At 44.0% G+C, this 3,199-nt stretch carries 2 protein-coding genes; both read left to right on the forward strand.

Translation table 11 applies throughout. From position 1 onward, the window contains the following. Positions 1 to 305 precede the first annotated feature (305 nt). A complete protein-coding gene (cofH, locus tag F6K52_RS34470) occupies positions 306 to 1,439 on the forward strand; it encodes a 7,8-didemethyl-8-hydroxy-5-deazariboflavin synthase subunit CofH (RefSeq protein WP_293089427.1) in 1,134 nt (377 codons plus the stop codon). A 178-nt stretch (positions 1,440 to 1,617) separates the two neighbouring features. Continuing rightward, the coding region (locus F6K52_RS34475) for a DUF3352 domain-containing protein (RefSeq protein WP_293089429.1) at positions 1,618 to 3,199 on the forward strand (1,582 nt) is incomplete at its 3' end.

Below are 3,199 nucleotides of genomic sequence, written 5' to 3' on the forward strand. Positions count from 1 at the left end.
ACTCCGATCTGTCCAGGGAGACTTCAGGGTGAGGTTAGTGAAGCGTAAAACACTGCCAATAATAATCCAAAATAATAGCAACAGGGGGTGGAACCAGAGACTTCTCAGGAAAGTTTTCAACAATAGTAACCTCAATCAGCAAAGGAGCAGACTTGCCCATGGCATTGAAATAGATGACAGACAAAATATATGGAATCAGGGGGTTTTAGCCCCTAAGTTATTTTCACCTTCCGGCTAGACCATGGAGATGTTCAACTGCGATCACTGCGATCATTGTAGATTTACTGAATGTAGGTTTACTGAATATGCCTGTGATGACCACTAGTGTTGATACTATTCTCAACCGTGCCTTAGGGGGTATTGATATATCACCCGATGAAGGGGTTGTGCTTTTGAACCAAACTGAACCTCAGGCCGTAGCGTCAATTCAAGAAACTGCGGATCGGTTGCGCAATAAACAAGTTGGGGATACGGTTACCTATGTTATCAACCGTAATATCAACTTTACCAATATCTGTACCCAGCACTGTAGTTTCTGTGCTTTTCGCCGGAATGCCTCTGAAGAGGGTGCTTATTGGCTCGATTGGCAGCAAATTCATGACAAGGCAGCGGATGCGGTGCGGCGGAATGCTACAGAAATTTGCATGCAGGGCGGACTCAACCCCAAGGCAAAGATGAATGGGTCAACCTTGCCCTATTACCTAGAGTTGGTAAAAACCATTAAGCAAGAGTTTCCTCAGCTGCATCTCCATGCTTTCTCTCCCCAGGAAGTGCAATTTATTGCTGAGCAAGATGGAGTTAGCTATGCCCAGGTGATTGCTCAACTACAAGAAGCTGGTCTTGGTTCAATGCCAGGAACAGCAGCAGAGATTTTAGATGATGATGTCCGACGAATTCTCTGTCCAGAAAAGACCAATACCGCCACTTGGCTAGAGATTGTGTCAACAGCTCATCAACTGGGAATGCCCACAACCAGTACCATGCTATCGGGTCATATTGAGACACCCCAACAACAAATGACACACTTGGAAAAATTGCGATCGCTTCAACAAACAGCCCGTAACCAGGGATACCCTAGCTTAATCACTGAATTTATCTTACTGCCCTTTGTCGGACAGGAAGCCCCCAAACCATTACGCCATCGTGTTGGACGGGATCAACCAGTCTTGAAAGATGCTCTGTTACTCACAGCTGTAGCTCGGATTTTCCTAGGGAACTGGATTAAAAATCACCAACCCAGTTGGGTAAAACTCGGTCTTGCTGGGGCGACAGATGCCCTTAAATGGGGTTGTAATGATCTTGGTGGCACATTAATGGAGGAGCATATCACCACCATGGCCGGAGCTATGGGGGGTACCTGTATGGAAGTAGAAACATTACAAGCAGCCATTCAATCCCTTGGGCGTCCCTATCAGCAACGAGATACGATCTACAGCTAAGATCAAGTCAAGTTAATTACTTCTAATATGGTTGAACCCATGGCTGTTAATTAATAATTGGTAATTGCTGCTAATTGGTAATTACTAATTGGTAATTTACGAACAACCAATTTTAATCAGATTCAACGGTCACACAAAGATATAAGCTCTTATCTTCATGTCCCTAGCAATCAAATCCATGACCAAAAAAAAGAAATCTTTTCTACTGCTAATTTTTGCAGCAGCCGTCTTGGTAGTAGGCGGTGGAGTAACCGCTTACTGGTTGCTAGTGCGGCGGCAGATTTTACAACCAGATATTCAATTAAGTACCCAGTTAGTTCCGCAAAATGCCTTTTTTACCGCATCAATTTCTACAGACTCCAAACAATGGCAACAGTTGCTAAAGTATGGCACAACTGACTCTCGACAAGTTTTGGAAAAACAGCTTGCTCAGTTGCAGGAAAATTTACTAACTGCTAACGGCTACAACTATCAGCAAGATATCAAACCTTGGTTGGGTGAAGACGTTACCTTAGCATACTTTAGCCCTAGAGACTTATCACCAGCAGTCTTATCAAACGATCAATCAGTTTTTCCCAGTTTGATTGTACTACCCATTGACAAACTAACCCAAGCAATGGAGCTGTTCAAAAAAGCCAAGTCTCAATCAGGGAAACAGTGGGTTGAGAGAACCTACAGAGGTATTCAGGTTTACGAAACGAACAAGAGTAACTCCCAAAAGTACTCAGTAGCAGTGCTGGGGCGTTTTTTAGTAGTGAGTGAAAACACCAAAATTATTGATCAGGTGATTGACACCTACAAAGGAGCTATTTCCGTAGCTAGTAAAGCTGGCTACCAAGATGCGATCGCTCAGATTAAAACTGATCAGTCCTTTGCTCAGTTGTATATTAATCTACCAGCTTTTTTAGCCGCAGTAGCCTCTGATGCCCAGGAGCAGCCTAAAAAAACAGCAGCTAAACCCTTAAAGCAAGACATAGTCACAACAGTAACCCTAGCACCAGAGGGGATAAGTTTTGAAGGGATTTCCTGGCTCAAACCCAGAAGCACTGTTAACACCAGTAACCAAAATAGCGGTTCTTTTTTGCCTAGACGGATGCCAGCGAGTACCCTAGGGATTATATCTGGGGGTAACATCAGAGAATTTTGGCAATACTATACCGAACAAGAAGCATTAAATTCTCTCATCCCCATTTCCCCAGACAATTTCCAAGCTGGATTGAAAACCACCTTAGGGTTGGATTGGGAAAAAGATTTACTATCTTGGATGGAAGGGGAGTTTGCCCTAGCCTTAATACCAATGTCTCCCGAACAACTGGCGCTTCAGGATAACCCTTACTCTGCTCCCTTAGGAGCTGGGATAGCATTGATGGTAAAAGTAAGCGATCGCTCTAGTGCTCAAGCAAGCCTACAGCAATTGGATGACTTAATCACCAATGGTTATCAGTTACCGGTAGTAGAAACTCAGGTGAACGGTCAACCAATGGTTAGCTGGACAGCTACTTTAGGAGGGGTGAATGCTACCCACGGCTGGTTAGAAGGGAATGTAGTCTTCTTCACCCTAGGAGCCCCCATTGCTAGTGAACTAGTCCCTCAACCCCAAAAGACACTAATTCAAGCACCTCTGTTTCAAAACACCGTACCAACCAAACCTAATCCCAACACTGGTCAATTTTTCCTTGATGTTGAACGTACCCTCAATAGCAGTAATCTCAATCTCGCTCAACTACCAACCCAGCAAGAAATCTTAGCAAAGGCAATTA

This window comes from Moorena sp. SIO3H5, from assembly GCF_010692395.1.
GTDB lineage: Bacteria > Cyanobacteriota > Cyanobacteriia > Cyanobacteriales > Coleofasciculaceae > Moorena.

Coding starts and splice junctions, on each gene's coding strand:
- cofH (WP_293089427.1), top strand. CDS start 306: ATGCCTGTGATGACCACTAGTGTTGATACTATTCTCAACCGTGCCTTA.